Annotated in this window: 15 protein-coding genes; 5 read left to right on the top strand and 10 right to left on the bottom strand. The window is 40.7% G+C overall.

Annotated elements, in window-relative coordinates; translation table 11 throughout:
• Nucleotides 1–308: 308 nt before the first annotated feature.
• Entirely contained in the window at nt 309–1,397 is a 1,089-nt protein-coding gene (locus PL11201_RS26850; RefSeq protein WP_200816794.1) for an energy-coupling factor transporter transmembrane component T family protein, read from the top strand.
• Here the strand turns inward: PL11201_RS26850 and PL11201_RS16330 are convergent, their stop codons facing one another.
• Nucleotides 1,398–2,813 (bottom strand): ATP-dependent DNA helicase, encoded by a 1,416-nt coding sequence (locus PL11201_RS16330; RefSeq protein WP_079679988.1) that lies wholly within the window; start codon nt 2,811–2,813, stop codon nt 1,398–1,400.
• A gap of 373 nt (nt 2,814–3,186) precedes the next feature.
• Between PL11201_RS16330 and PL11201_RS16335 the strand changes: the two genes are divergently transcribed.
• Both PL11201_RS16335 and PL11201_RS16340 read left to right on the top strand, forming a co-directional pair.
• Complete coding sequence (locus PL11201_RS16335; protein ID WP_042158411.1) at nt 3,187–3,444, top strand: type II toxin-antitoxin system Phd/YefM family antitoxin; 258 nt, start codon at nt 3,187–3,189, stop codon at nt 3,442–3,444.
• On the top strand, nt 3,444–3,863 hold the full coding sequence (locus PL11201_RS16340) for a type II toxin-antitoxin system VapC family toxin (RefSeq protein WP_079679989.1): 420 nt from the start codon (nt 3,444–3,446) through the stop codon (nt 3,861–3,863). The genes PL11201_RS16335 and PL11201_RS16340 overlap by 1 nt, the downstream gene beginning before the upstream one ends.
• Before the next feature lie 57 nt (nt 3,864–3,920).
• Here the strand turns inward: PL11201_RS16340 and PL11201_RS16345 are convergent, their stop codons facing one another.
• From PL11201_RS16345 to PL11201_RS16370, 6 genes are all read right to left on the bottom strand, one after another.
• Nucleotides 3,921–4,628: a hypothetical protein gene (locus tag PL11201_RS16345; RefSeq protein WP_079679990.1), complete on the bottom strand. Its 708-nt coding sequence runs from the start codon at nt 4,626–4,628 to the stop codon at nt 3,921–3,923.
• A 30-nt stretch (nt 4,629–4,658) separates the two neighbouring features.
• Nucleotides 4,659–6,383, bottom strand: a complete 1,725-nt coding sequence (locus PL11201_RS16350; protein WP_079679991.1) for a TrbI/VirB10 family protein — start codon at nt 6,381–6,383, stop codon at nt 4,659–4,661.
• Between the two features lie 15 nt (nt 6,384–6,398).
• On the bottom strand, nt 6,399–7,115 hold the full coding sequence (locus PL11201_RS16355; protein ID WP_079679992.1) for a hypothetical protein: 717 nt from the start codon (nt 7,113–7,115) through the stop codon (nt 6,399–6,401).
• A gap of 1 nt (nt 7,116) precedes the next feature.
• A complete protein-coding gene (locus PL11201_RS16360) occupies nt 7,117–8,247 on the bottom strand; it encodes a hypothetical protein (protein WP_079679993.1) in 1,131 nt (376 codons plus the stop codon).
• 358 nt (nt 8,248–8,605) lie between these two features.
• Nucleotides 8,606–9,475, bottom strand: coding sequence for a hypothetical protein (locus PL11201_RS16365; RefSeq protein WP_079679994.1), 870 nt, complete (start codon nt 9,473–9,475; stop codon nt 8,606–8,608).
• Between the two features lie 9 nt (nt 9,476–9,484).
• The gene (locus tag PL11201_RS16370) at nt 9,485–11,062 is read right to left on the bottom strand and encodes a hypothetical protein (protein ID WP_234996730.1); all 1,578 of its coding nucleotides are present in this window, start codon (nt 11,060–11,062) and stop codon (nt 9,485–9,487) included.
• A gap of 413 nt (nt 11,063–11,475) precedes the next feature.
• On the opposite strand from PL11201_RS16370, the gene PL11201_RS16375 reads away from it, so the two are divergent.
• Entirely contained in the window at nt 11,476–13,296 is a 1,821-nt protein-coding gene (locus tag PL11201_RS16375; RefSeq protein WP_079679995.1) for a DUF262 domain-containing protein, read from the top strand.
• A 35-nt stretch (nt 13,297–13,331) separates the two neighbouring features.
• Here PL11201_RS16375 and PL11201_RS16380 read toward each other — a convergent pair whose 3' ends face one another.
• From PL11201_RS16380 to PL11201_RS16390, 3 genes are all read right to left on the bottom strand, one after another.
• On the bottom strand, nt 13,332–15,230 hold the full coding sequence (locus PL11201_RS16380) for a hypothetical protein (protein ID WP_079679996.1): 1,899 nt from the start codon (nt 15,228–15,230) through the stop codon (nt 13,332–13,334).
• An 871-nt stretch (nt 15,231–16,101) separates the two neighbouring features.
• Nucleotides 16,102–19,929: a hypothetical protein gene (locus PL11201_RS16385; protein WP_079679997.1), complete on the bottom strand. Its 3,828-nt coding sequence runs from the start codon at nt 19,927–19,929 to the stop codon at nt 16,102–16,104.
• Nucleotides 19,930–20,281: 352 nt separating this feature from the next.
• On the bottom strand, nt 20,282–20,530 hold the full coding sequence (locus PL11201_RS16390) for a hypothetical protein (protein WP_079679998.1): 249 nt from the start codon (nt 20,528–20,530) through the stop codon (nt 20,282–20,284).
• 161 nt (nt 20,531–20,691) lie between these two features.
• Between PL11201_RS16390 and PL11201_RS16395 the strand changes: the two genes are divergently transcribed.
• Nucleotides 20,692–23,259: an NACHT domain-containing protein gene (locus PL11201_RS16395; protein ID WP_079679999.1), complete on the top strand. Its 2,568-nt coding sequence runs from the start codon at nt 20,692–20,694 to the stop codon at nt 23,257–23,259.
• The last annotated feature ends 59 nt before the right edge of the window (nt 23,260–23,318 follow it).

A 23,318-nucleotide genomic window follows, 5' to 3' on the forward strand; every position in this document is an offset into this window, starting at 1 on the left:
GTTAGCCATTCTGAGCCTAAGTGCCTTCTGATGAATTCTTGATAAATCCTAGATAAAGAAGCATTAGGATAATGATTTTTAATGGCTATGAGGAAGAAACGTTATCGATTCAAAAACATTTTAGAATACCGTGAATTGAGTTTGAGCTAGATTTGAGGAGAAAAAAGCGCAAGTCGTCTATGCCTAGCAATTCCTCACATTCATTCATAACAGAGCCAGAAAACAGTCTGCGGGAGAAACTGATCCGCTCAATCTGGCTGCACAGGGACAAATACTGTTATTTATTTGAAGTCGATGGCTCTTATCGATTGTTAAGCACAGATCGCCGAGGTCAGTACACCATCTTACCCGATGGTCGCTCGGTTTTGCTGGCTTGGATAACTGATCCCTTCACTGAAACCCTTCTTGTACAAGAAGATGGGAGTTTGTTCATGAGTGGGAGTCAGTTTGTAGAAATGGGGACACGCTCCAAAGTACCTTCACAAACCGCCAATCCCCTACCGCAGCCTGATGCGATGATTCCTAGCTTAATCCCAGAAAAACCATCGCAATCGGATCTCATTCCCTACTGGCTACCAGAAGATTTCCCCATCTTTATGGATAATCAGGGTATATTTGGCACTTCAAGGGGTGAGGGGCAGGGAGTTGAGCCGCGAATTTTACCGACCGTCAATCAGTACAAGGGTGCAGACGGTGGATATGTGGCGTTTTATTCGCGAGATCCGGCCAAGGCTGTGTATTCAGTCGGGGGAGGAATTTATGTGGTGGGACAAGTTCGGCTTAAGGGTCGATATATCGGCAGAATTTTTCACCCCGAAGGCTACTTAAATCAAGACATCAGTGTAGCTCCAGAATTCAAAGCGTTATGTCGTAAGACGTTTGGCGTTGAAGGATGGGCTGGAGGGGACACCGGAGGCTGGTTTGGTAAGTTTGATTCTAGCCCCGAAACACTAGAAACAATAGGAGATCGTCCTAACTCAAAGATTGACACAGCCCCAGTTGTGCATCCGGCCTGGAAGTGGGTGGTTACGGTCGGGGCTGACTCTATCCTTGCTTTTATTGGAGTTTTATTGCCTTGGATGGTGGGTTTGATAATATTGCTGAGTCCAACCCTTTTGATTCTCTGGGGTGCTGTTGCGCGATTTGGGTTGACTTGGAGGCTACTGTTGATTCCGGTCGGTGGAATCGTTGGGTTTGTGCTGATGGCGATCGCTGCGATGTATTTGTGCAACTACAACTTCGAGCTTCATGAGCGTCAAACAGGCCCATCTGAAGCGGGGTCGTTGGGAGGGTTAGGTCAAGCAATCATGGCATTGATTGCAATGGCTTTATTGGGTTGGATTGGTTCAGGACTGGGTGCTTGGTTGGTTGCAAACTATTGGGTAGTTGACTTCTAATTAGCGAATAATGAAAACTCGATTTTTAGCTCGGCTACAACTGACATAATAAAGTTGGTTACACGCTAACACACTGTTGCGATAGTCCCTCATAAATTCAAGTTTTTGCTTAGGAAGATGTTGGGCTAAATACAAAAACTTGGTCGCAACTTTTTTGGAGATGTCATTGCTATCAATTCCGACTTCTCGGAAAGTAGAGCCTTGAGCGTTATGAACAGTTAAAGCCCAACAATTTCGCAGATCCGCAAAGATTTCACAATGATTATACCAAGATTTCCAAAGGCTAGGATTAGTTTTAGCGTTTCGTAATAATTTGATATTATCTTTGTGAAACTTTTGAGCATCGTCTTCATGAAGAAGATAGATTTGACGCAAATCTTCGGAAGCATAAAAACTCCCATTATTCTCGATTTTAACCTTCAGTTTCCAAGCTTTATAACCAGAATAGCGATCTTCTGCCACTTCCATCACTTCTACTTCTGTTGAGGTAGGAAGAATAACGGTTTTTTTGTCAGGAGCAATCACAGGAGCTTTACTAATGAGTCTTTCTCCCACCACAAATCTAGGTGCATTTTTTCCGTAGAGTTTGGCTCGAATTTTATGGTTCCAGTAAGCAACTCGTTTATTAGTGTAGCAGAGAATTCGGAAGCAATCTGGATCTGAAGGAAAGGTTGCAGAGAATTTTTTTAGTGCATATTTGAGAAACCTTTCTTCTCGAACCATGAAGGCTCCATTTTTGCGATCTAAGTCAAATTTGGAGAAGGGTTGGAAAACGGTTTTGCTTTTAACAGCAGTTCGACAAGCGGTTACAAATTCTAGGAGAGGACTATCTTTTCCTTGGCGAACAACTTCGGTTAAAACAACTTTATTTTCTACGTTAAAAGATGGTGATCTTCGTTCATGGTTATCCTCGTTAACTGGGGATAATTGAGCGGGATCTCCCATGACTATGAGTTGGCGATTTTTACCAATAAGTAAAGTATTCTGGATTCGGTGTTGAATAATATTCCACAATTCGGTTGTCACCATACTGCATTCATCCAGAAAAATTGTATCGTATAAATGCAGTAATGAAGGTAAAACTTGTTTGAGGATTTTATGTTGTCCTTGTTTAACAGGAGCTAATCCTAAGAGTTGATGAATTGTCATAAAATCTACTCCTCTAACTTTTTTCTCAGTTGCCATGCGTTGCAAAACTCCCACAGCTTTATTTGTAGGAGCGGTAAATGCAACTCGTTTTCCTGTATTGACAAGCTGTTGAGCAATTAAATTAATAATCGTTGATTTTCCTGTGCCTGCATATCCAAATAATCCAAATATTTGTTGAGGACTGTTGAGAAATTGCTCAATTTGTTTTAAAGCTTGATCTTGTTGAGAGGTGAGTTGAAAAGATGGTTGAACCCAATTTTGTGTCATAACGATTAGGTTTTTGTTGACTACTAATTGGATTCAGCGTTAGCTGTGAAATACTCTATCGCAATTCCCAATGAGTTATGCCAATTCTTTGGTTGGGGCATTTTGCGATCACCATTCATTCAATTGAGGCAGTCCGAAGCGGCTACTTATGCACCTGCTTTCAAACACCAGCCTATTCAATATGGTGCTTATACTTTTTTCGTTGGCACCGTTGGCTTATGGGAACTGTTTAAGCCTCGTTAGTACCTCCTCCCCATAGTGCTCAATTTTCTATTTTCTTGTTGAGTGAACCTTTTGCCTGCGGGCTATTTGGCTTTGATTTAAGATATAACTAGACTAGACCAGTCGTACAATTTTGTCGGGAGATTAACCCATGAATAAAATTACCCTAGAAGAAATTACTCAAGATTTGATCAACTATCTTCAACGGGCTAAAGCTGGAGAAAGTTTTGTGATTTTTCAAGCAGACCAACCGATTGCTAAAATTATTTCGGCTAAATCTGAGGGTGTTTTAGAGGCTTTCGATGCTTTTCGCTCCAAAATCGTTTCAGAAGGAATTGATTTGGATAGTGATGAAATCTTTGCTGATGTTCGGGACTGCACCCCGACTCCCGAAAAACCTTGCTGGTGATGAGCGTGAAATTTCTCCTGGATACTAACATCATTTCCGAAAGTATCAAACTACAGCCTAATGATATTTTTCTGGAACATTTTCGACAGAATCTTGAAGAATCGGCGATCGCATCGGTGACATGGCATGAACTTCTTTATGGGTTATATCGATTGCCGGAGTCTCGGCGAAAAAAGAATTTATCTGATTACTTAACCCAGGTGATCCAAGAAAAAATGATCATCTTGCCGTACTGTCATGCTGCCGCCGGATGGTTTGCGGTGGAACGGGCTAGACTGACTGCTTTGGGTCGAATGCCGTCATACCCGGATGGGCAGATCGCAGCGATCGCTAAAGTCAATCATTTGATTCTGGTGACTCGTAATGTTTCAGACTTTGCCGACTTTGAAGGACTGACCATTGAAAACTGGTTTGTTTAGAGAGAATAAGAAGAATTTACCCATTTATTACAATCAGTAATTGTAGCTCTATCAAATTTATAGCTTCTCAAGCCCCAGTTTTCCCAAGGAAATAAGAATCGGCATAGACAGTTGAGTTTGGGCTGATGCTTCAGGAATTCCCATGCCATTTCTAACCAACGTTAGAAACTCTCGAACTTTGAAAACAACCGGATCTGTGGCAGGGGTATAACCTTTTTGAATAGCAATCTTTAAACCTTGTTCAATATCTTGGAGTGTAGCAACACGATGACGATCTACAAATACTGTCGATTCCTGCCCAAGTGTACTCGTAGTCATCGCAATTCCATTACTAATTGGCTGTCCTGAATGGGGAATAATATTAAACAAATAGAGGCGTTCAATACCTTGACTAGAGCGAGTTTTAATGACAAGATTAGTAATAGAAGTAGTAGTTGCCCCTGGAAAATTTAAGGGTTGAATGGGTTGAACTAATACCATCCGAGCTTGATTACTTTTTAATTCTATATCAGTATTAAAAACTGCTTTAGAAGGGTCAGCTAATCGAATATAAGTAACAATTTCATCGGTTTGGCTAAAGTCAATCACGCTAAAGCGACCTGGCCAGACTGGGAGATTGGTGGTTGTACGAGTTGCCGTATCCCGACTCATCGGTTGTAAAGCTGGATTTTGAGCAGAACTTTGGGAAGATAAACTGGTGATCAGAATTGTTGAGAGAACAGGAGAAAGTACAATTAGACCCATCTTTTGAAGAAGTTTTTTCATGATGCAATAACCTCGAATTAAATTCAGTGATTAATTGACCGTAATAAAAGCATTAACAAAAATTGAAACTTCCGTTCCTTCTGGCACAATTGCCACATTACCTCGCTTCATCAGTTCTTCTAAAGTTTGATCTGAGCGTTCGCGTAAACGTTGAGCCGTAGGTGTAAAGAAACCTTCCAAAGCGGCGGCTAAAATATTGGGTTGAGCGCGTCCGGTAAGAGTTTCCACACTGCTACTTCCCAATAGTCCACTGTGTTGACTTAATGTGCGTTGAGTAGGTTGATTAATAATTTGTCCAACCCGTCCTAAACTACTTAATACACCAACTAAAATATCGGTTTTAGCAATTGCAGAACCCCGATCAAATAATCCTTGAGCAATCAACGGTTTGTTATTTGAACCTCGAATCAGTAAGCTTTCTTCAGGGATAGGCATCTGCTGAATATTGCCTGTAGAATCGGGATAAACTATTGCGACAGCACTTTGAGAAACCAAGCGATTACCAGGCGTAACATTATCAACTTCGGTAATTAAAATAGTTCCTGTGGGTAAAGCGATCGCCCCATCACTAGCTAACAAATTCTCAGTTAATTCTACTGCAAATCTTCCCGCCGTTGGGCTTTGGTTGGTTTCATCCCAAATCATCGGCACAATCACTTTTCCCTTAACAGATGAACCAATTGCAATCTGTTTAGGAGAAGTATAGTCAGTTCCTTTCTCGTCAAGCGTTGTGCGGTTAAGAATACCAATTTCTCCGGCACTCATTTCATCAACCCTTGAAGCAGAAGTTAAACGTTCTGGGCTAGGATTACCAATAACAACCGTTTTGATTTCTTGATGTTGTTCAGATTGTTTGGGAGAAGGGATGGTGGGTGAACTGATCTGCATAAATTGTTCAGTTTGAGGAATAGATGTTGGCGCTGCTACGGCCGTTGTCATCCCAAAAGGTGGAGGTGTAATGGAATTGCGGGCGATAGCTGGATAGTCTGTAACATCGGCTTGGCTTTGTCCTAAAGACGCTAACTCCGCCCAGCGTTGATAGGGGTCTCGATCTTCTAATGGGGGATTTGAAGGTCGAGACGCTACGGTCGGTGCAGGACGGGGGGCAGGTGCAGGCCGTACAGGGGGAGGAACAACTTGTACTGTTCTGGGTCTGGGTGGTGGTGTCGCTTGAACAGGTCTTACAGGTTGGGGGGTTGCAGAATTAGATGCAGGTGTAGGTTTGGGTTTAGAAGGTGGCGCTGCATTTGAAGTAGGCGGTTTTTTAGGTGTTGGAGATTGAGCGTTTAGGGTGCGTTGCTGATCTTGAAAAGCCAATTGACTTTTCAGTTCGCCTGATTCATTTTTAGGGGAAAATGTTGTCACTTCGGGTTTTGAGGTTTTCGGTTGTTGAGCAACGGGTTTAGGAGCAAAAAAGACAAACCATAAAAAGCCAAAAACGCCTAAAACAAAACCTGTAGCAGTCAAAACAGAAAACATCCGAACGGATGGTTTTTGAGAAATTTCTCGACTTTCTACTTGTTCATCATCCTGTTTAATTCTGTATTCAGAAGCTAACAATTCTAAAGCATCTTGATCATAGCCCGCTAATAATCTTTCTTCATCAGGGCTAAGTTCATCAATTGTCTCTGAAAAGCTAGAGATCGATGTTTTAGAGGAATTTTGCTGCTTCAAATTAGACGTAGTTAATCCTTCTTCAATCGTATCAGGTTCAGAATTAAAATCAGGTTGATGTTGAAAACCATTATTACTCATGATTTTGACCTCACTTTATTGGAGATTGAATTCAGTAATCTTATTAATTTCTAACCCCGCAGAGCGGATTTCATAAACTTTTTGCTCAAATGCGGACGCTTGGTCTCCTAATGTCGCCGTTTGAATCTCAACGGCTTTAATTCTAAAGGTTCGATTGAACGGAATTCTTTCATCTTTTCCTAAACTCCGATCAACAATTAGTCGAGTGGCAATCATATCAATTTCCCATTCTCCAGGGCGAATTTCTCTGGGTTCAGAAAGAAACGAAATAATAATTGTTGAGCGGACTTGACCCGAAAAAACGGTACTTGGAACCAAATCAGCAATTTTATCAAGAGAAGCCTTGCCAAATTCAGGTTCCATTAATAAAGAAGCAAAGTAGGTACTGGTTGGAACTCGTTTTGAATTGACTTTGATCCCTGAGTCAGTTTCATTCGTACCCGGAAGTTTACTATCCCAATTAAAGGTTAACTCAGCCCAAGTCTTGACGAAATTTTGAATAACTGATGGATAGCGGAACCGTTGGTCTCGTTCAGAAACATAATAAGTTTGACCATTGATTAGTTGAACTTGGGTTGTTCTTAAACTAGCCAATGAATTCATGCGGGAGGCAATAAATAAATGCAGAATTAGCGTGAAAAAATTGATAGATGTTAAAATCACAAAACACAAGGCAAGCCAATTTTTAGCTTCGGGAAGTAGCGCAGGGTGTGTTAATTTTTGAAGCTTCATATTATCTGAATCCTTTGTAAATAATCAGATTAGTTGTGGCTCCAAGAGCATTGCTGAATAAATCGACCAGTTGTTTAGCATGACCCGCAATGCCGTTGTATAAAGCAATTCCCCCTCCTCCGGCGATGAGAAGAGCTAGTGCAGGGGCAAAAATACTGATGAAGAAGAGGAAAGCAACATCACTGGCCAGTTCTGCTCCTGAGTTGACCAGAACAACGGCAGCCAGTCCAACGATAATGTTGTAACCAAGCTGGACACCAAATAAGCTGAGAAAACCTGTTACCCAAGCCCAAATCGGACGACCTTGCAGCGGCAGGAGAGACAACCCCATTGCGATCGGTGCAAACAAACCAGTCAGCAGTAAAGCAGCTTCAAGAACGTTGACGAAGGCCCATTGAATGCTGTACAAAATAAAACGAAGAATGGGTATGGCTTTTTCTCGAAACACGGAACCCGGGTCAGTGACGAAAGTAACGGCATCTTCAGCAGCACCGAATAAGGTACGATTCCAAAGCATTTGTCCAAAGGTTCGCAATGCTTGTAAAGGAACAGAACCAGCCGCTTGTCTTTCAGCTTCATCAACAATTTTTTGAGCCGCTTCGCGTTTAGAATTCCAACAGGTTACGAGTTCTTCCCCGACTTGGTTTCGACATTCACTATAGAGATTTTCAAGCTGCTGTTTACCAATACTGCTCAGGGTAACGTTAGTAATTGCATCTCTAAAAGTGAGTTCTCCTAATTGGGCTTCCAAAACGCTTTGCACTTGTTGATAAGCAAAGCTGCGGCTAACGATGACGGTATTGGCGAGTAATCGACCATTAGCGCCTAGAAAGAGCATGATGACCAGGGGCCAAACAAACAATGAGGCTAGTTCTGACCAAGATTGTTTTTCGATAATATCCTTGCCACTGGTAAGGGTGAGGAACAAAATACTGATGGCGGCTAAGGTAATTCCCAAGGATACTAAACCGACCCACAATCCTGAAGCAATAGGGTCAATTGTCCCAATCCAAACTTTGTCCCAGGATTCGGAAGTGGCCCTAGCTAAATTGATCGATTCACGAACAATATCTAATGCTGCTCCTTCCCCACCACTGGTGGGAGATGTTATTTGTCCTAAAAGTTGCATCATGGGTTTGACCGGATAAGAAAGTGCGAAGTGCGGAGTACGGAGTGCGGAGTGCAAGAAGAGAGAGTGCGGGGTGCGGAGTACGGAGTGCAATAAGAGTGCGGGGTGCTGTGTGCAATAAAAGTGTGGGGTGCGGAGTATGGGTTTAATAAGAACAATTCAAGTAACAACACTTCAGACAGTTTGCGATCGCCTTCGGCTGGGCGGAGCATCGTCGCCAACGGTGGAATAAGGGTTTAAGACCTTTCGTTGACTCAGGTGAAGAGCGAAAATTAGACAGCAAACAACCCACTCTTGACGCACACCGCACTCTCCACACCGCACCCCGCACCCTGTACTCCGCACTCTTATTGCACTCTATCTAATTCGTGCTCTCGTGGGTTGTTTGTCCCAGATAACCCCCTCCTGGCAACATGAGCATTCCCGCTTGGGAGCTTGCTTGATTGCCGGATGTAATGCTGCCTCGGCGATCGCTCGTATTAATAGCAGATATTTCCTGAGCCGCTTGGGATAGTAAAACGTTGTTAATTGCCCGATCTGTACGAGCTTGTTGAGCTTCTTGCAAAACTCGAGCATTAACATGAGCATTGAGTGCTGTTTGCTGAGAGAGGTTTTGCAAAATATGTTGGCTCACATCAAGGCTTTGGGATTGTTCAGCGAGTTGAACATTCTGGGTTGTATCTTGCTCTGTGGCTTGTAAAACTGAGCGACTTTGAGCTTGAGCCTCTTCACTCAAGGTGGAGCCATCTGCAATTCCTGTCGCAGTATTGCGTTGAGCTTGTCTATCAAGTTCAGACATAATTGCAGTTGAACCTTGGCTATCGGATGAGCCTAATTTGTTCTCCAATTGATCTGAAAGTTGTGTTCCTTCATAACGGGAGGTTGGCGCGTTTAAAATTTCGCGACTAATTTGACTTAAATCGGGAATTTTAATCGCTCCCAAGGACGAAGAAAGCAGTTCATTTAGTGTGCCGAATAAGTCGTTTTGTACAAAGCCACGCACATCACCAATAAACTGATCAACTTCCTTAATCACGTTTTCAATAGGTGCGAAGAAATCACCCGAAGTTGATGACGTTTGAACCACAGAAGTTTGGGTGGGTGTTACAACAGGAGGAGTCGTTTGAGCCAAGGTGAGTTGGTTTGAATTTATTAAACTTAAACTCAGTCCCAGCACAATTGCAGTTTTTACGGCTACTGGTTTTGTAATCAATAGAATTTGAGATTTCATAAACATTACCTACCGATAGGTGACAAGTGTTTTGGAAGGGGTAGTGTCCGGTGTAGATGCAGATGGAGATGAAGTTGTTTCAGAATCACTCCGTCCGATGGAGTCAAAACCTTTTCCATCTTTGAGGGCTGCAACATAATCTTGAGTGAATTGTTTTAAAGCTTGGAGTCGCCCTTTGAGAGTGGATGGGTACTGAGCGAAAAGGCGATCGCGAGCTTCTTTTTCCTGTAAGTTATTAGCAACAGAAGCCAGCATCATCTCCGCCGGATAAAATCGAGTTCGCCAAAACCGACCTCCTTTTTCAACTAACCAACAGGAATAGAGGTCAGAAACTCTGGGTAAGAAGGCTTCTGTTGCATTTTGGCTGATGAGTCGGGGGTCATAACCAAGATACTTTTGAGCCGCGACAACGCCTGTATTCGTGATTCTTCCAGTAATTTTGTAGACCATATTTTGCATAATTTGAGCACCTGCTGAACACTCACAAATTGCATCAAAATCTTGGCTTAATAGCACAACGGCTATGCCATCTTTTCGCCCCGTTGCACAAAGTTCGCCCACAACAGATGCAAATCCATCTTTCTTTAACAACACGCTCAATTCATCCCCTAAAAATAAACTTTTTGGATGAGAAAGCGCGTTCCGAATACAGGCAGTATGGGCATTAATTGCCATCAAATAAGCATCTTGTTCATTTGATAAACCCGATAGGGCGAAGAACTTAACCGCAGGTTCTGGGGAAAAGGTACTGGGTCTGCCAATGGCTTTCCCTAAACGGGATGTTAATAACGCATTACCTTGACTTAGGATTTGATTAATTGCCAATTTGTCAAGATCTTCAAAGGATTTGAGATTAAGTCTTTCTTTGCTACAAAACCTCAATAAATCTTGGAAAGTTGGCATTTGTTGCCATTGGGAAGATTGCCAACCGTTTTCAAATGCTTGATTATAACGAGCTACAATTTCTGGATCTTTGAGGTAGAAATCAAGCATTCGTAAGAGAATAGAATCAACTCGTTGTGCTAAGTGGGGATTATGGATTTTTCCCATTGCGATCGCCACTAATGCTTTACGAATAAATTCTTTCCAAGATTCCATCCGCCGTTCTCGTTCAGCTTTAGGAAATTTTCTTAAATCAGGAGGTTCTAATAAATTACTTGACCCTTCGCTGATATCATAATAAGCGCCTTGATCTCCTAAAAGTTCAATAGCAGTTTTGAAAGTGCTGTTACCGCCACTGCTAATATCCATCCCCACAACAGGAATATTATTTGCTAAAGCTTCTGTGGCAAATCGCCATCCTAAAACGCTTTTTCCAGAACCCGATTCTCCCATAATTAAAGCCCGACTAATTTGATTGTAAAACAAATCAATAAAAATCGGTTTTCCGCCCCGTTCAGTTAATAATTCAACTCCTTTTTGATCAATATCACGGGGAACCGTTAACGGTAGAATTCCGGCTATCGTTTCAGTATCTAATGTTAAACGTCTTTCGCTTAACCATGAGCCACTGTGAAGCAACCATTTAAACGTAATGGGAAGGCATTGCAACCAAATTTCCCAAGCAATATTACGTTCACGAATCACTTTAGCAGTTCCAAAACTATTAGAAAGAGCGTTGCAAGCTTGGTTTAATTCTTCAGCCGTATTTCTGTATACTAAAAAGGCAACGGCTGTATTTAAAGGAATCGCCCCTTTATAAAGCCGATGTTGGGCATCAAAAGACTCCTCTTGCTTAATTTCAGCACCAATATCTCGTCCCTGCCCTTTCGTTACGGCTCTAATACTCGCAGTTTTCGCACCCTTTGCTTGCCGAGCTAAGTTATCTTGAACAAAATTTTAAATATTATTAAATCAACATCAGAAATTAAGTCTACCTGCTATAATACACAGCTTTTAAGCATAAAATCAGCTTTTATTTTAATTTTACTGTGTCTATGTTGACTTAGTATGGTACAATAGTAGGCTAATTATACTAACTGAGAAATGAGGGAATTATTATGGATCTGAATCCAGCTTATACTCCTGTAGGAACCTTATTTGATAATAAACCCATGTTTTTTATTCCTAAGTATCAAAGAGCGTATGCTTGGGAAGGCGAATCTATAAAAGACTTTATCAAAGATTTAAAAAATTGTTTTGTTAAACGAAAATCTCAATCTCCTATCAATCATTTTTTAGGTGGAATTCTAAGCGTAGAGTATCCTGTTGCAGGTGTAGTAAGGCAACATGAATATGAAATTATAGATGGGCAACAAAGAGCAGCAACTTTTACTCTGCTTATGGCTTGTCTCGTCACAATGTATAAAGAATTACTAAATCAAGCCAAAAATTCACAAGATGCAACAAATGAAGAAATCCTTCAAAGCCGAATCAAGGATTTATCTAAGAGATTTATAGAATTTGATCAAGAAGTACAAAGAACTATTACTAAAGTTGAGGTTTTAAAATTATCAAAGCCCGATCAGAATTTTTATAGAAATTTAATTCGAGAAAAAAAACCATCAGTATCAAGAGATTCTCATAGAAAGTTACTAGAAGCATATAACAGCATATCTGAGGCGGTTAAAGAAATGATAGATAAGTCGAATTTAGTAACTAAGATGGACGATCTTGAAGTTATTCAGAACGTTATAGATAGTGACTTTACTGTCTTACACATGGTTACGAAAGCAAAAGAAGATGCTTTTAGGCTGTTTCAAGTTATTAATGATAGAGGGACAAGTTTAACGGAAGGAGATTTACTAAGAGCAAAAACGTTGGAAATATTAGAAAATTTTAGCACAGAGCAGAATAGTGTTGAAGATTTATGGAATGAAATTCTTTCTGATCCTCCTAATAAAACTGCAAACTATCTTAATTGGATTTATGAATCTAATCATGGGAGAAGAGCATCACAAAATGCTTTGTTTGATAATTTTATTGACGCTTTCTTTCCTGAGCATAAATCTCCTAATTTGACTGTAGATGATGCAAATAATATTTATATAAAAGTAAAGGACATAAATGAAAATATTATAAAGTGTAGAAAATTAGAAAATGGAGAGTGGCTCTATAAAAACCAGCAACCTATAACAGGTTGGGATAAAAACCGTCTCAATCTCTTGTTAAAAGAGTTAGATCATACATTATGTATACCTTTGTTGTTGGCAGCATCGACACTGGATCATCAAAAATTTTCTCAAGTTGTACAAATTATAGAAAAGGCTTTTTTTCGTTACAAAATTATATGTAACCAACACGCTACTCCACTTCAAACAATCTATCGTGAAGAAGCAAATTCAATTAGAACTAATCCGACACAATACAAACTCACAAGTTTAAAGGGGAAGTTACGCACTTTAATAAATAAAAGAGCTTCAGATGACGTATTCAAAGCCAACCTTGAGTTGCTTCATTATAAAGAGACGGGAGGCGGTAGTAATAAACCACTTAAATATTTTTTGTTAACTGCTGAGTATTATTACCAATGGTTTAAACAGGGAGCGACTGGGGAGCCTGTTTGTACTGACAAGACTAGAGTATATGACTTTGCTAGTACCTCTATCGAGCATATATACTCACAAAATGCAGATAGTAGTGTATTTGACTCTACTTTAGAGCCTGTAAAGCATTCATTAGGAAACTTGACAATTCTAGATCCAGCTTTGAATGCGACTGGAAATAATGATAGTTTTGTCACAAAAAAATTGGTTTATCAAGGGTCTTCAGTCTTTTTAACAAAAGAAGAGGTTGGAACAAAAACAGCTTGGGACTTAAATGAAATTAATTCTTATAAGCAACAGCTTATAAATATAGGAATGAAAATTTTTCAAATATAGTTCCTAGCTTATATGGAGGGAAATATGGAGTATTTTTAACTACTTAAGTGTTTGGGAAAGGCAGATTGGAAGGTTTCAACGAGGGCTTGGGCGGTTGCAAGTTTGTCGTATTCCGCTTCTGTTTGAGGCAATTTAAAGATGGCTTCCCGTTCCTCTGGGGTTAATTTGTCTTGATTGGCCCCAAATTTCCAGCGATCGCCTTCTTTTGTCCCTGAGAAGATATCCTGTCCGTCACTGCCTATAACAGCAACTTGAATTTTGTGATGATCAGGAGTAACATACAGTGTGCCACCTTGCTCAAAAGGAATTCCAGATGGGGGAGATTGCCCAGTTGCCATGGCATAATTAACTAAGCAATCGGCGACGGCTTCACGTTGCTGTTGTACTTTTTTTTGAGTCACAATTTTGCTTAGGAGATCTTCAGGTTCGTCATCAATCAATGATTCGGAAGGAGAAGGAACAGAAGAATTTAGAGGCTTAGAAACAGGCAGAGTTGAGTTAAGTTCGCTATGAGATTGAGTGGAAACTTGAGGTTTTATGGTTTGCTCTAGTTCCTCAACAATTTCTTCTAACCGATCTAACCTTTCTGACAACTTCCCTAAATAATCTTGAATTTGGTCAAGTTGTTGGTTAAGGCTGACATTTTTATTAATTTCGAGTGGAGGAGACCTTTTATAATTCGGATCAATTTGGTTTCCGAGTTTATCAATTTTCTCTCCAATATCAACGGCTTTAATTTCAGTATCATCAATTAAGATGGGATCTTTTTGCTCGGAGGTGACTTGCTGTTTCTCTTCTTTAGAACTAATTGGTTGGTTTTGGAAAGTTTTATTGGGTTTAACCTTTTGAGTTCGTTCAGAAAGATTTTCAGTTCGTTCTGCTAAGGTTTCTAAATCAGCGATTACGTCAGTTTGTCGAACGCGAATGCTAATTTCCTCCGTTCGTTCATTTAAAGTTTGAATTTGCTCCAGAATTTCCTCAAGTTTTTTAGCTTGATTGTTTTCCTTCGCTTGGGTAATTCCATCAATAAGTTCTTGAATGCTGTTAACTGCTAATAATCCCATTAAAGAAGTCGCTTGAAGGGTTAAACCTGTGACGGTTAGCCCATCAATTTCACTGGATTTAGCATTAATGATTGAACCTTGATGTTGGCTTTCTTTGAGAAACGCTTCCAAAGACTCAAGCAGTGGATATGGTTCTTCTGACTGTTCAGGTGTTTGTTGCTGAGTTTCAGGAGTTTTCATCGACTTTTGGGAAGTGCGATTCTTAGCGATTTCACCTAAAGCTCCCGTTTTCAAAGGAGTATCGTTATCCTCTGATAGTAGTTCATCAATATCATCTTCCTCTAGGTTTTGTGGTTCTTGACGATTTCGGTGAGAAGAAGCTGATTTTGATGTAGCTTTCTTGGGTTTTGAGAGTTCTTCATCTTCTTCTAAATCTGTTAAATCCTCATCAAAATCTTCTGAAAGGTCATCATCTTCTAATTGATCATTAGCTTCTAAATCGATTAAATCGCTGACATGAGAAGGCGTGTAGAAATTGTTATTTTCTTTCGTATCAACTCCAGCCTGTTTGAGATTTTTAACTAAATAGACCCCACTGGTTCTTTGACTGGGATCTTTAGTTAGGTAGAAAACAAAGCCAGAAACTTCATCATTTTTTCCTTCAGTGATTAAATCTACACTAATACTGGCTTTTTGATTTCCTGATTCATTGAGTCGATCAGGACGTTTATTGAAGGACTCAACAAAGTTTTTGAAATCCTCCCAATCTTCAACACCCCCTTCTTCTTGAATAGCATCAATGGCAGCATCTAAAGTTTCTTGAATATGCTCTAGCCTTTTAACGTGTTTGGGATCTGTAGCGGTTAGAACAGACCAATCCCGTTTAGGTGGGGAAAACTTTTTAGGCTTAGTTGCTGATTTTGTAGCCATTTATTAATCTCCATTTCAGCTAATTATTTTTGTTGGCTCTAATAGTTATTAATTGTCGGTAATAGTGCTTGAAATAAGGTTGTTTCTTTGGGTTTATATTTGATTCAGTCACAAGTTAGATAAATTGGAAGTTATTACTAGGAAAGCTATCATCCATTGGGTTGAGACACTAAGAGGATTAATTGATGCTACTGCTTCCCCCTGATGGCTGAAGACTGATATTTAATGCTTTTGTGGGTGGATAACTACTTTAATCACAGGTTGGCTAGGTGCGATGCCGATAGGTGATGTGTGTCTGTCTATGCGATCGCGTAGCTACCGCCTGTCGGCATCGCGTAGCCGCCTGCGCCTTGACATCGCAATGCTAATCAACAACGACTCCGCGATCGCATAGCCGCGGCCTGTGGGCATCGCAAGCAACAAGGACAAAACAATCAAAGGGTTAAAGCACTTTAGAAATTAATCAACAATCAAAATCCTAACCTACTAAAATGAGTAATTTTACTTACTAAATTGGTGTACGGAATTTTGACATGGCTTGCTGTTCCACTGCGGGAAAAATAGAAGGGAAAACAGTGCATAAACTCCCTCTTTGTGATTTTGATTAAATGGCAAAATGTTACATAAGATACCAAATTTTGAATAATACAACGTAATACAGAAGGAAATAATAGGGAAAATAGTGCATTTATTCTCTACTTTTTCCTATCTGTTTCAAGCGTTTTTTTGAGCTTGTGTGGAAAGAAAGAGTCAAATTGTAGTCTTAATACTACAAATGTAACAGGAGTCAATGGAAAATTTTCCATTGACTCCTGTGCGATGGCGTAGCCGCCGCCTTGCGGCATCGCCTTAAAATCTGCAACCCTCTCGACTAAACCAGTTCTAGTTCTTTTGGTTTGGCTTTCGCCGTAGACATGACAGTTATTTGAGGTTGGGATAACGCTTTCTCTCGCGCCATAATCATTTCTTGGAAACGAGTTGCGGCTTTTTCTGTCAAGGGAATTTGAACCTCTCCGGTGTGAACGTTGGCTTTAAACACGGTGCGCTTAGACTCGTTTCTGACAAAGCAATCCCCGTTAGGTTGCACATAAGCTGTCCATTGGTTGTCCCCAAACTTGAAGTGCTGGGTGCGCTCGGGAGGAAGTTGCGCTTGTCGTTGTTGGTATGTGTCTGACACAACGCTAAACAGCAGATATTGGAGAGAAAGCCGCCAGTTGTTAGTGTCAGGAGTCGTCGGACTGTGTTTTCCGTTATTCACTGCTGTTTCTGGTTTTAAGGCGGGTTTTTGTTGAGGTTTTGGGGGTTGGCTGCCATTTTGAACGATGGAAGCAGGACTGTGAGAAGGTTCAGGGGAATCAATTGGCGGCAATTGGGTTTGAGGTAATTGGATGGATTCTGAATCAACCTTCAGCATCAGCGATCTACCACTTTGATTCAGCGTTATCGTGGCTTCAAACGTTGTTCCAGGGGGCAACTTTGGACTATCGGGGGAGAAGGTTCCCAATTTCTTCCCGTCAAGTTGAATAATAGGAGTGCCTTGAAATCGGTAATATTTCTCGTGAGTAGGAGGTAAGTCTAGGGTTCCCACTTGCAGAGTCACAGTCCGGTCTTTCCATTTAGACTTGCAGAAATCTTCCTGGGAGTAGTCGTTATCAGGATGTTTGACATTAACAACTTCGATTTGGTTAACCTGATAGTTGGACAACGCATGGCAAATTTCATCCATAAATAGTTTATAGACCAGTGCGCCTCGACCCGCTTTATCGTGAGACTCAATCCAGCGACAATCGACCGGAGGTACAATGAGCAATCGGGTTTCATTACCGGAGTAGTTTGTCACCTTCAAAGCGTCAGGATCGATATGGTGATTAGAGTTATCTCCGTATTTAGCATCAAGTTTCGCTGCCATGCTCTGGGGTAAATCTTTAAAGGCAAATTCAACTAAGGGTAATTCGTGATGAGCACTGGCTTCATATTCAATGCCTTTTCTATCAAGTGAATCTTTCCATTGGTTAGGAAGGTCAATACTACGGCCGTCTTGAGTTTTTACTTTCTTGAAAGGAACTTGCAGGACATAGACATCTCGTGGCAAAGCTTCGTGGAGTAACTCGTAGTCTTGTTGGAGAGAAAAGGTAATTTCTAGTTCCTCGGCTACTTTCTGACCAATCGTCCGGTGTTTGCTGAGGTTATCACAAGTGTGGGTAGCTTGGAACAGGGCATGAGCGGCTCTGGTTTTCCGTTCAGGGGTATCCCAAATTTCATCAATTTCAACCCGATAACTGTCATAAAGTTTGCCGATTTCCTCCTTTCGCATTTTGATATCATTACCTGTTCGTTCGTAGATAATCGTTTTGTCTTCTTGAAAGCGTTGCACTAAATCTTTTGCCCACTGCAATTCGTTTTCTTCCCAATTAAGGTCATTTTCTGGGCTAGGACGATACTCAATTTCATTGTCAATTAAAGTATCTTTGTAGGGGTAAGGAACGTGCAATTGACTGCCTTCTTTCTCGTATTCAATCTTTGCTGTATCTAACTGTTTGCGATATTCTTTTGATACAATAAGATAAGCGGGAATTGCGGGAAGAATATGTTGAAATTCATCTCGGTTTCGGCAAACGAGTCGCGTTTGTTCCCAATAGGGGTTCACCGCTTCCTTAGCTAAAACATAAACAGCATTAGGAAAGTCGGCGGGCATGGCAAATTGTTTATAAAGTCGGTCATCTCCTTTATACTGGAAAAAGTAAGTGCAGCTTTTGTGTTTCTCGCACCATTCATCAACTTTTTCTAGTAAAGTATCGGGGTTTAAACCGGTTTTCTCTTTGACTTCTTTGGCATCTTTACCCCGTAAGGAATTTTTCTGGTAATCAACTTCGTATTGTTCCATAATACTCAAAGCCGAGATGAACCGCTTTTGCTGTTTAAGAAATAGCTTTTCATCTTCTCCAGAGTTGGGAAGTGCAGCCGCAACTTTACCAATAGCTAAAGCCACAAGTCCAACTTCATTTTGAGAACTGGCTACACCAATTTGTTCGAGGGTAGTGAATTTGCGATCGCCTGCTTTGGCTTTACCTTCTAAAACTTCGGAGTCATCTTCTCGATATCGAGCTTGGGTATAAGGAACTTTCTCAGCTTGAATCACTTCCCCAAAGTCAAATAATTCCTCTTGTGCAGGTAAGATTTGTTGAGCAATATGGGGAATTTTTCTGGATTCAATTCCAAAGGGTTCATCTCCATCAAAATCCCCTTGGTGGAATCTTTCTAAATCTTTAGGATGAAACCAAATTACCCCTTTAATTTTTGCCATAACCGTGCGAATTTCTTCAGGAACAGTTTCGAGGTTTTTGGCATGGATATTTTGGTATTTTCTCAGACCATCTTTATTGAGAATGGGAAATCGTCCTTGAATACAGTCTCCTTGTTCGAGATGGTTAGCACAAACAATACCTCTGGGTAAATCTTCACAAGGTAAAGCCATTGCTGAAGTCATCGCTAAAGCGCCTCTAGTTGCTAGATTTCGCCATTTAGAAGCTAACCAGCGTTGAGCCATATTCGTAAATTCAGGACTCCCAATCATCAATCCTAATTTATCGGCTTTTAGCATCTGAATATCTTGTCTTTCCCGCTTTTGCTCTTCAGAATTATCTTCATTATTAACTGTGATTTCATCATCACAATTTTTGGGAAGTTTATCCTGTTGTTCTTGAAGTTTTCTTTCGTTTAAACGAGCTAGAAAAGCTTCCCGTCGGTCATGATCTTCAATCATCGCTTGGCGCAATTTCATCGGATCACGTTGCAAGGTTGCGAGTCGTTGGGCTTCGGCTTTAGCGGCGGGTACTAAGTCTTGTCTTTGAGCTTCTTCATCGAACCAAACTCCAGTAGATTGCCAGCTTGTTTGGGTGATGCCAATTTGACTGTTTTTGCGATTACCCAGGATGGCTTTTGGTAACTCATAATCACCACAAGGAATCAGGTCTTTGAGTTGTTTTTTGTTGATGCCTTTAATGCTGGAACGATCTAAAATAAGTTGGGGTTGATTGCCTTCAGAATCAGCTAATGAGTGAAGTAAATGATCATCAGGACGGAGGGTTCCTTTTGCTAAAAAGCTTACTTGAGGTGTGGATTCGGAATTTTCTGTATTCCAACTCCGTAACCAAGCAAAACGAAATTGACTGGCTCGATTTTTCTCCCCTCCGATGCTTTTCAGTAATTCAGAACTGATAACACCGTGACAGTCTCCAGTTCGATATTGTGCATATTGGGGGTCGGTGAAATCAACAATTTTTACTCGTAAATTTGTATCACATTCTGACACACCGGACATACAAGTGCTAACGAGAAGAGAACCGTAGCGACAGGCGGTATCTTTTTCGGTTACGAATAAGTCCCCTATCTTTTTGGCTAGGGTTTCATCACCGAAGTAATAACTGTTTCCAGATTGAAAGATCATGCGTCGTTTGATGCTATCTTCTGGATCATGGATACTAGCGCGGAGTTGGCGAGGATCTGGATTGGATTTGTCTAGTTTGACAATCATTAAGGATTGCAGTTCCTCTGGTTCAAACATTGCTTGCAGAATTGAGTGGCGCAGGATTTCTGGGTTATTATAAAACTGTCCCACATTGCGTCCTTTGGCATCAGTATAAGCAGCATCAAAGACAGGAATTTTGAGTCCTTCTTCGGTAACAGTTGTAGTGACCATAAGTTGATTTCTCCTAATCGTTGAAGGGTTAGAGTTGGAATTGTTGGAAAGGTATAGCGGGAACTATTTAAGCGTTAACAGGTTTAAACTGGGTCAGGTGTTAACCGTTGGTAGTGTTTTTGAGGGGGTTGAAATGGAACTAAAGGTTGATGCGATGCCTTGGCAGGCGGCTACGCCATCGCTAGTCGGGTTTCGTTTAAAGTAACGGAGATTAGGTTGGTGGAATTGGTCTAGCAAATTTGAACTTGGAAATAGCCTCTATTACCAATAAGGTAAGGAAAAAAGCGGCAAAGTTTGGTATTTTACTGGGTTCGGTGGGCGGTGGTAGCCGCCCTTTAAGTTGTATGTTTGGTTAATAGCGAATATTGTTCTTAGTTTTGGGTTCAAGATGACTTTCTGTTCGCCAGCGCATCCAAAAACAATATAACAGAGTTAATAGTAACCATCCCGATACACAGTAAAACCCAGAATGAACCACAGGAATAGTAGGTAAAGACTGTGCATCAATTTCAATCAATTGATTAACATGGGGTTCAACAAAATTAGTATAAGCATTTTCTAAGGCTTCGCGGTCTTTGATTTTATCTTGTTGGCTGTCCATAATTCACCTCGTTTTGTAGCTTTGAGATGAATTGTTTTTTTGGGTTTTTGCCCAATCAAGCCAACCCCAAAAATCTTCAAACCCTTCTATAATGAGAGTTAACCGCTTGGGCAAACCCCTGCGTTTGGGCAAGCGGTCATCTTGAGGCTAAAAATGTAGCGATGGCACGAAAATACGGGAAAAACAAAACCACGCTCAACAACGTCCTAAAATTGGTTAAGGCGTTACTTCCCCTTGCGGATGATAAGGAAATAGCGGTTCCAGGGGATAAGCTGAAGGCCACGTTTTGTGTAGAATGGGTCAAGGAAGATGAGTTGCTGGTATCGGGGAAGGTTCAAGAAACACGCAGAAACAGAACCCAAACCGTTGAGAAAGGAATAACTAAAAAAGATTTATGGACATTGGTAGAATATTTGGGAGAGGCGTTAGAACTCTCTCCACCCAAGGATGAAAAAAACAAACCTCCCGAAGCTGACAGAAAAGATAATGCAATTCAAGATATTCTGGACTGTCTAAAAGATTTAGATATACTTGTTGAGGAAACTATTAAGGGTAAACCTACTGTAAAAACTCACGGCTTTTGGAAATTTTCTCTCAAACTGAAACATCAAACCGCCGAGATAAAAGATAATTTAAAAGTAATTGAGGAGCGATGGCAGATTAAAATTGGATCTATTGCCACCAAGACATCTGATGAAACTTTCAGATCGAAAAATAAATTCCTAAACTGGCGAGAAATCTGTAGTCAAAAGCTCGCAGAAAAGAAATTCACCACAAAAGTGTTTCAGCGTTACGGGGCAGAACTGCAACTAGATAAAAATTATGTTCGTTTAGCGATTGTTGAACAAAAACTGCCCAAATCTCTCTCAAGGAATCAGCAGGAAGAAAAGGAAGAAGAAAAACCAATTCCTATTGCAGAAGAATGCTTTTTTGAGGAAGTCTTGCGACAAGGGAAAAGCCAAATTAGTCAAGGGCGAAAAATTGCCATTATTGGCGAACCGGGTTCGGGTAAAACCACGCGGTTACAGAAGATTGCCGATTGGATTTTAAAGCCAGATCAAGAAGACTTAGGCTTTCCAATTTGGATAGATTTAGCTGATTTAAAAAATCAAAATATCTGCCAGTATTTGGAAAATGAATGGCTACCCAAATGTAAAGGAGAAGTCAAACTCAGTGATTTAGAACCGCAAATTAGTCAGGCTTGGTTGTTGCTTGATGGTGTGGATGAAATGAGCCACACTCAAAGAATGGAACAGTTAGCAAAAGATTTATCAAGTTCATGGGTGCAGGATGCGCGGGTGGTGGTGACTTGTCGGGTGAATGTCTGGGAAGCGGATAAGAATGCTTTTTCGGGGTTTGATGTGTTTCGCAATTTGCCGTTTAAACCGGAACAGGTAACGGACTATATTCGCCGTTGGTTTGCCGGGATAGGGGATGCAGCGACGGGGGAGAGTTTAGAGGCGGAGTTAGCACAGTCGGAAAATTCCCGTCTCAAGGAGTTGATTCAGAATCCTTTGCGGTTGTGGATGTTGTGTCAAATTTGGCAGACTGGCGGCGGTTTGCCGGAAACGCAGGCGGGGTTATACGGGCAGTTTGTGGATTGGGTGTATGACTGGAAGGCGGATGAGGAGATTTTAGACCAACGGGAGGCAATTGATACAGCCTTGGCGCGGTTGGCGTTGGTGGCGATGGAACAGAAAGATGAGGTTTCGCGATCGCGGTTGCGGGAAAGTTGGGTGTTGAAGGTGTTGGGAAGTCGCCCAATTTTTGAAGCAGTGAAGAAGTTGGGGTTGTTGAATCGGGTGGAACGGTTTCCAGAGGCGATTTGCGTGTTTTATCATGCCACGTTTCAGGAGTATTTTGCAGCGTTGGCGGTAGATGATTGGGATTATTTTTTACCTCGGAATCATGTTAATTTTCCGGTGGCGGGGAAGGAATATCGAATTTTTGAACCGCAGTGGAAGCAGGTGATTTTGTTGTGGTTGGGGCGGGATATTGCGGATGAGGAGAAGGAGGGGTTTATTGAGAAATTGGTGAATTTTGATGATGGGTGTGAAAATTTTTATTGGAAGCAAGCTTATCTTTTAGCAGAAGCGGGGATTGAAGAATTTCCAAAGTTTGATTTTGATAAAGTATTACCAATCGATAAGCTATCATCAGCGTTTCCCAACCCTTTTGAGACTATTCACTGGGCTAGGCGGAAAAACAAGCTTTGGCTTGAGTTATATAATTGGCTATATCCTAGCTCCTGTATGCCTTCAGAAGAGCTTAAAAATACAAGCGATATAGATACTATTTTAAAACTAGCTAAAAATGAAAAATTTAGGCATTTAGCTATAGAAAAAATGAAAGAAATTTATATTAATAACCCTGATTGTATCTACTATTTAAATGAACAAATCTATCGTAGCTATGATAAAGATATTTACTGCCTAATAGCTTGGTTTATTGGGGAAATACAAACTCCTAAATTAGAGTTGATTAAAACTTTAATTTATGTGTTGGAAAATAGCCAAGATATACTGGTTCATTCAGCCACTTTTGAAAGCTTATATTTAATTATAAAAAAGCATTTTTTTGTAGAAATTATCTCTATCATAAAAAAATATATAAAGTTTGAATCTGGGTATTCATCTGACTGTTATTTCCATAGATACTCTTACGGTTTAGTGCGCTATATGGCAAGTAATATAAACTATCTAGACTTTTATCAAGCTTGGTATAGTTGATTTAATGATTATTCAGTTTAGTAAAAAATTATATCCTACTAGAAAAAAGACAGACATTA

Origin of the sequence: Planktothrix sp. PCC 11201 (genome assembly GCF_900009135.1) — a bacterium.
GTDB lineage: Bacteria > Cyanobacteriota > Cyanobacteriia > Cyanobacteriales > Microcoleaceae > Planktothrix.

Excerpts from the sequence above, each read along its gene's own strand:
- PL11201_RS16380 (WP_079679996.1), bottom strand. The coding sequence starts at position 15,230 with ATGGCTACAAAATCAGCAACTAAGCCTAAAAAGTTTTCCCCACCTAAA.
- PL11201_RS16340 (WP_079679989.1), top strand. The coding sequence starts at position 3,444 with ATGAGCGTGAAATTTCTCCTGGATACTAACATCATTTCCGAAAGTATC.
- PL11201_RS16345 (WP_079679990.1), bottom strand. The coding sequence starts at position 4,628 with ATGAAAAAACTTCTTCAAAAGATGGGTCTAATTGTACTTTCTCCTGTT.
- PL11201_RS16395 (WP_079679999.1), top strand. The coding sequence starts at position 20,692 with ATGGCACGAAAATACGGGAAAAACAAAACCACGCTCAACAACGTCCTA.
- PL11201_RS16330 (WP_079679988.1), bottom strand. The coding sequence starts at position 2,813 with ATGACACAAAATTGGGTTCAACCATCTTTTCAACTCACCTCTCAACAA.
- PL11201_RS16365 (WP_079679994.1), bottom strand. The coding sequence starts at position 9,475 with ATGAAATCTCAAATTCTATTGATTACAAAACCAGTAGCCGTAAAAACT.
- PL11201_RS16385 (WP_079679997.1), bottom strand. The coding sequence starts at position 19,929 with ATGGTCACTACAACTGTTACCGAAGAAGGACTCAAAATTCCTGTCTTT.
- PL11201_RS16360 (WP_079679993.1), bottom strand. The coding sequence starts at position 8,247 with ATGATGCAACTTTTAGGACAAATAACATCTCCCACCAGTGGTGGGGAA.
- PL11201_RS16350 (WP_079679991.1), bottom strand. The coding sequence starts at position 6,383 with ATGAGTAATAATGGTTTTCAACATCAACCTGATTTTAATTCTGAACCT.
- PL11201_RS16355 (WP_079679992.1), bottom strand. The coding sequence starts at position 7,115 with ATGAAGCTTCAAAAATTAACACACCCTGCGCTACTTCCCGAAGCTAAA.
- PL11201_RS16375 (WP_079679995.1), top strand. The coding sequence starts at position 11,476 with ATGGATCTGAATCCAGCTTATACTCCTGTAGGAACCTTATTTGATAAT.
- PL11201_RS16390 (WP_079679998.1), bottom strand. The coding sequence starts at position 20,530 with ATGGACAGCCAACAAGATAAAATCAAAGACCGCGAAGCCTTAGAAAAT.
- PL11201_RS16335 (WP_042158411.1), top strand. The coding sequence starts at position 3,187 with ATGAATAAAATTACCCTAGAAGAAATTACTCAAGATTTGATCAACTAT.